The sequence below is a fragment of the Flavobacterium sp. CSZ genome, from assembly GCF_015350725.1.
Lineage (GTDB): Bacteria > Bacteroidota > Bacteroidia > Flavobacteriales > Flavobacteriaceae > Flavobacterium.
On sequence record NZ_JADKPQ010000032.1, the window covers coordinates 40,339 to 47,087 of the forward strand.

Sequence of the window (6,749 nt, forward strand, 5' to 3'; positions counted from 1 at the left end):
CTGTATTAGAATTACTCGATTTTTTTTGAAATTCGATTTTCTATTGTGTGCAAACTTTTTCCAACAATTTTATAGTTACACACGGTTTTTATTTTCAAAGCCCAATCGGCGACTTTGTTAGTGAAGTGTTTTCTTGTGTTTAAATATTTTTAAATTCAGAAAGCGCTCCTTAAGAAACACAATGATTCAATTTTTAGAATTAATTCTAAATCAACAAAATTTACAGATTGCCTAATCAACTTTCTATAGATATTGAATCATACTATATATTAAGAATTCCCCCAGTTCTACTCAACTTAAATTTTCTTTTATGAAAATTAATCCTGCAACAAATCACTCCTTCCGGAAGATTGATTCAGATCAATATTCCCTAAAGTTTTCTGGACATTTTTTATTCTACAGGAATAAAAACTGCTCTTTGGTATACTTCGGTATACGCAATATGACATGATTTTTTTACCAAAATGCAGTTTACATTCTTAGTATACTACGAATTTAAATTTCATTTTAATTAGTTGATTTTTAACGTTTTTTGAAATTGCCTAAGCATACGTGCTTATCGCAAGAGGTATTTTATTGTCCATTTTCTAATCTTCCAAATTATGAAAAAAACTTTTACTTTTTATGATCTCATCGTTCAGAGGAGATTATTGGCCGTATGGCTTTTATTGTTTTTATTGCTTATGAGTAATAAAAACTTTGCTCAAACATTTTGTCGGCCAACCTCACAAACAAATACTGCCGGAGGTGGTTTATTGTGTATTGGAACAAGTGTTACTAATCCGGATAATGCTATTGACGCAAGTTTGGATACTTTTTCCTCATTAACCAATACGGTTGGTGTGGGTAATTGTATAGCACAAGAAACATTTGTTCTTGGTCAGATGGCAAAAGCCGGGGATCAAATAGTTGTTTATTACGGTTCCAATTCTACTTTAAATGTTAACTTATTGTCTAACATTAGTATTCAGTCAAAAAACTCAGTTGCAGTAACTGAGGGGCCTGTGATTGCATTAAATAATCCACTGTTGAATGTGGCGTTATTGGCCGGCGACACAAGAGGTTCTTTTAAATACACACTTACGGCTGATGCAGATCAAATTAAAATACAAGTTGGAGGATTTCTTAGCTTGTTGACAAATTTAAGAATTTATGATGTACGCTTGCAATTTGCAAGCCCAACTATTGCTAACGGAGAAACACAATCAGTATGTTTTGGACAATCAGTAGCGCTCTCTGCCACAGCTGCAGCTGGTACTACAGTTGCTTGGTATGATACGCCAACAGCGATTGCACCACTTTCGAGTGTAGGAACTTATACTACGCCAGCATTAACGGCTAGCACAACTTATTATGTAAGTACCTCAAGAAACGGTGTTTGCGAAAGTGATCAGCGATTACCTGTAACTATTAATGTCGTTCAGCCTTTAGCACCTGTTATTAGTGCTACCGGCACAACTATTTGTTCTTCTGGAGCAACCCAGGCAACTAATTTATCGGTTATAAATCCGGTATTGGGAACAACTTATTCCTGGTATGATGCTCAGACAGGAGGGACACTTCTAAGTACTGGAAGTTCATATACGCCAACTGTTCCTACAGGTATTTCTACTTTCTATGTAGAAGCGTCAATTGGAACATGTAAATCGACTCGTACTCAGGTAAATGTTACTTCAACTCCGGTTCCCTCTCCTGCAACGATTTTAACACAAAGTGTATCGATACTTTCTGGACAAAATGCAACTTTAAGTGCTTCGACAACTGAGCCAGGTGGAGGTTTAGATTGGTATGATACTCCAACAGGGGGAACAAAATTACTAGCTAATTCTACTACTTTTACAACTCCAATTTTAACAGCAAGTAAAACGTATTATGTTGAATCGGTTAATCTTACGGGAGAATGCGTAAGTACAACAAGAGTTGCTGTTCCTGTAACAGTTATACCTGCTGCATTAGGTGGTTGTTTAGAAGCCAACAGCCAGCAGACTACTCAAGACGGAATTTGTTTGTTGTGTTTTTCTACAACGCCAAACAATTCTGTAGATGGAAATAGTGCTACATCAGCCCGATTAACTCTTCCGGCAGGTTTGCTCAACGGATGGATTCAGCAGACGCTTCAATTTAATAACCCTGGAAAAACTGGGGACATAGTAGATGTAGAATTGGCATTACCTGGAGGTATTGCCGACGTTTCGTTATTAGGAGGCGTGAGTTTAGCGACCTATAATGGAGCGACCTATAATGGAGACAGAAAATTTATAAATAATCCATTGGTTACTTTGCAATTATTATCCGGAAACAGATTTAAAGCAAGTATTGTTGCCGGTGCAAATTTTGATCGTGTAGAAATTAGATTTGGGGCTGTAGTAACAGTTTTGACTAGTTTAGATATTTATCAGGCAACGTATAGATATAAAACACCTGCAATAACAGGGAATACTGCAATTTGTGGTGGACAAACTACAACTTTGACAGCTAATTTAGCTTTGGACGAAACAATCAAATGGTATGATGCTTTAACAGGCGGAAATTTATTGAGCAGTGTGCCATCTTATACAACTCCAGCTTTGACTGCTGATGCTACTTATTATGTAGAAGTTACTCGTGGTACTTGTGTAAATAGTGAAAGAAACGCTGTTGCTGTTACAGTAAGTAATCCTGTAGCTCCAGCAACAGTTGTGGCTTCTCCTTTAAATTTATGTAGTGAAGAGTCAACAACAATAACGATTCAATCACCTGTTGCAGGTACTACTTATAGATGGTATGATGCCGCTACTGGAGGGAATCTTGTATTTACAGGTACTTCTTACACCACACCAAATTTAACTGCTCCTACTACTTATCATGTTGAAGCTGTAATTGGAAGTTGTGTAAGTACAACTCGTACACCTGTCAATGTTAATGTAAATCCAAGACCTTCGGCACCTGTTCCTGTAAATTCGAATGTTATTATTCAGTCAGGCCAGAATGTACAGCTGTCTGTTGTAAGTAGCCCCGGGGTTTCATATTTTTGGTATGATGCTCCAACAGGAGGAACTCTCTTACAAGGTACTGGTAGTAGTACATATAATACTCCGATCTTGACAGCAAATCAAACGTTTTATGTTGAAGCTGTAAATATATCGGATTGTAAAAGTACTTCAAGAGCTGTGATTAATGTGATGGTAACCAATACGGTTAGTACTTGTTTACAGCCAAGCACACAAGCAATAACGGTTGACCCTGGTTTATTATGTGTTTTATGTAATGGCGTTAACGGGCCTAATGCTGTTGACGGAAATCCAAATACATTTTCTTCTTTGACTATAACTGCGGGAGTACTTAATTCATATATAGAACAACAATTAAATTTTCTAACACCTGGTCAGGCGGGAGATATTATTGATGTTGAATTAGAATTACCAGGCGGTCTTGCTGATATTGCATTGCTGGGATCTGTAAGTATAGGAACTTCTTTAGGAGGAGTGGAAAATCCAGGCAGACTTGCAGTAAACAATAGTTTATTAAATTTACAAATATTGTCAGGAAACAAGTTTAAAGTGAGTTACCCAACAACTGCTGCATTCGATAGAGTAGATATTAGATTAGGGGCATTAGTTGGTTTATTAACTACTGTAAACATTTATGGCGCTTCTTATAGATTTCCAAATGCTACAATAACCGGAGCAGCAGCGCCAATTTGTGCTGGACAAACAGCAACATTAGCTGCTTCGTCTACAGGAACTCAAACATTTACATGGTACGATGCTCCAACAGGAGGAAATATTGTGGCTGTCAGCCCAACACTTCCATTAACTGCTACTACCATTTATTATTTAGAAGCAACTCGAGGCGGAACTTGTATTAATAGTGTTCGTCAGCCTGTTACGGTTAATGTATTATCTATACCAACAGCTGCAGATATTACAATTGCAAGTCCTTTAACTGCTTCTTGTGGGGGAGGAATTGTATTAGCTCCAACATCTGCTTTAGTGGGAGCAACATTTAAATATTACACGGATCAAAATAAAACACAAGAAATTACTACGGGTACTTCAGCGGGAGTAACTTATGTAAAAGATCCTACAACGGGAGCATTTACAATAAGTGGTCTTACTGCCGCTAATTCACCTTATACTTATTATGTATCTGTTCTTAACGGAGGAACTTGCGAGAATGTAAACGGAACTTTAAAAGAAGTAGTAGTAAATTATCCTGCTGGTTCAGCTTTAACAGTTGCAACCCCATTTGCTGGTTGTGCTAAAGTAAATTTAAGAGATGCTATTACAAATTTTGATACATCAGGAAATACTATTTATACTTTCTTTGATGCTTCAAATAATCCAATTACAGATGACGCGGCTGCAAATATTGTTGCTGATGGGACTTATTTTATTCAGGCTCAAACAGCAGGTATTGATTGTCCATCTGTGAAGTTACCGGTAGTGGTAACAATAAATCAGTTACCAACACTAACAGGTGTAACCAGTTCAATAGCTGTTATAAAAGATTCTTCAGTTACATTGAATGCAACATCAAACGGAACAATTGCATGGTATGATCAACAAGGGAATTTATTGCCTTCAAATACTGTTGGGCCACTTAATACTGTTGGTATTTTTACTTATACAGTAGTCGCTACTAATGCAAATGGAACTTGTACTACCAGCCAGACAGTAACCATTAGTGTTATTGATCCCGCTACTTGCGATACATTATTAGAAAGAGTATATGCTAATAGTGAATTATCAGGATCAATTATTACCGGAGCTGTAACAAACGGACCTTTGGCAGTAGATATTGATCCAAGTACTTATTCAACAATAACTACAGGTTTAGGACTTTTAGGTATTGGAACTACATGGCAAAATCTGCAATGGCCAACCACTATAGCTAAAGGAACTCCGGTAACAGTTAAACTAGGTTTACAAAACAGTTTACTTGCGGTAGGAGGAAGTATTTCGGTTATAGGAACAAAACGTGATGGATCTAACAATCCTGTTGATATTGGAACTTTACAATCTGTGTCAGGATCATTATTAACTTTATTGCCAGGTCAAAATTCATTCGAATATACATTTGTTCCTTCTAATACTTCAGGAGTTCAGGATTATGATGGTATCAGGGTTCAGCTAGGATCTGTTTTAAGTGTAGCACAAAACATTAATGTTTATGATGCTTACTATAAAAAACAAGTAACACAAATTGCTTGTGGTCAAGGCGATATCGAAGATATTTTCTCTGGTGCAAAAGAATTGGCAGGACTTGGGGTGTTAACTGCTACTGTAGGAGTTTCTAACCCTTGGAATGTAGCCGATGGAGATGTTGCTACTTATGCTACAATGTTTAATGGAGTAGGAGTACTTGCCAATGCTGAGTTAGCAGCAACTTTTAGAACACCATCTATGGTGGGAGATAGTTTACGAATTACAATTTCTAAACCCGGAACTCTTTTAAGTCTTGGTGTACTTTCAGGACTTAATATTCAGCTTTATTCAGGAAATATTGCTGTTGGTCCCCCAATACAAGGTGATAATGGAAGTTTGTTGACCTTAAAATTGCTTGCAGGAGATACTATGGCGATGACAATTGTTGCGCCTCAAACACAACCTTATGATCGAGTAGTGATTACTTTAGGCGGGGCAGCAAATGTTTTAGATCAGCTTAGAGTGCATACTATTGATCGTGTAACCAATACTCAAGTCATTGGAGGCGATCCGGATAATAAAATTACAGTTTGTCCGGGAGCAGCAATTACGCTCACGGTTCCGCCAAAATCTTGTGCGGATTACGCCTGGTATGATACTCCTATTGGAGGAACTCCTTTAACCACTGGTCAAACGTACACACTTCCTGCTACTTTGGCAGCGGGTACTTATAAATATTATATTCAGCCAATTCGTTACGGTTGTGCAGCTTTAGAAAGAGGTGAGGTAACAGTTGTTGTTAGAGCAACTACTCCTGCGACTGCTATAGCAAACGTAACAATAAACGGAGGACCTGGTACTATAATTTGTTCTGAAACAGGAACAGTAACTTTAGATGCAGTTTTAAATGGAGTACCAACTCTTACTAACCCAATATACTATTGGTATAGTTTCAATGGAACGACAAGTCAGTTAATAGCGGGTGAAACCACTTCTAAATTAGTAGTAAATGGATTAGCTCCTGGAACTTATACTTATTATGTAGGTGTGAGTGCAGATGAATATTGTGAAACTGCACCTGCGGACAGAAAACAAGTGACATTTACAATCTTACCAAGTTCTCTTGAATCGGATATTGATGTAAATAACGCTTCTGTTTGTTTGGGTATGCCTGCAGTCTTAACACCAACGACAGCATTAGCCAGTCCGGTTTTCTTTTGGTATTTAGATGCTAATAAAACACAGCCTATTTTAAATGGAACTGTGAGTGGTGTTACTTATGCGGTTAGCACTACAGGAGTTTTAACTGTATCAGGTTTAACAACTGCGATGAGCCCTCTTACTTATTATGTAGCTGTTACAAGCGACAATACATGTCAAAATAAAAACGGAGAACTTAAAGCAGCTACTGTAATAGTTAATGATCCAGCGACTCCAACTTCTAATAGTAATCCTCAGAATTTTTGTTTGAGCAATGTACCAACTGTTGCTAATCTTCAGGCAAATGAGGCCAATGTAGTATGGTATCTTGCGCCTGCAGGTGGAACATCATTAGACCCGACAACAGCATTAGTTAATGGAACAATTTATTATGGAGCCATAAAAGATGCTGCTACAACTTGC

At 37.5% G+C, this 6,749-nt stretch carries 1 pseudogene; it reads left to right on the forward strand.

Going from position 1 to position 6,749, the window contains the following annotated elements:
• Positions 1 to 602: 602 nt before the first annotated feature.
• Positions 603 to 6,749 (forward strand): annotated as a pseudogene (locus IRZ78_RS24855) (hypothetical protein); the annotation flags it as partial.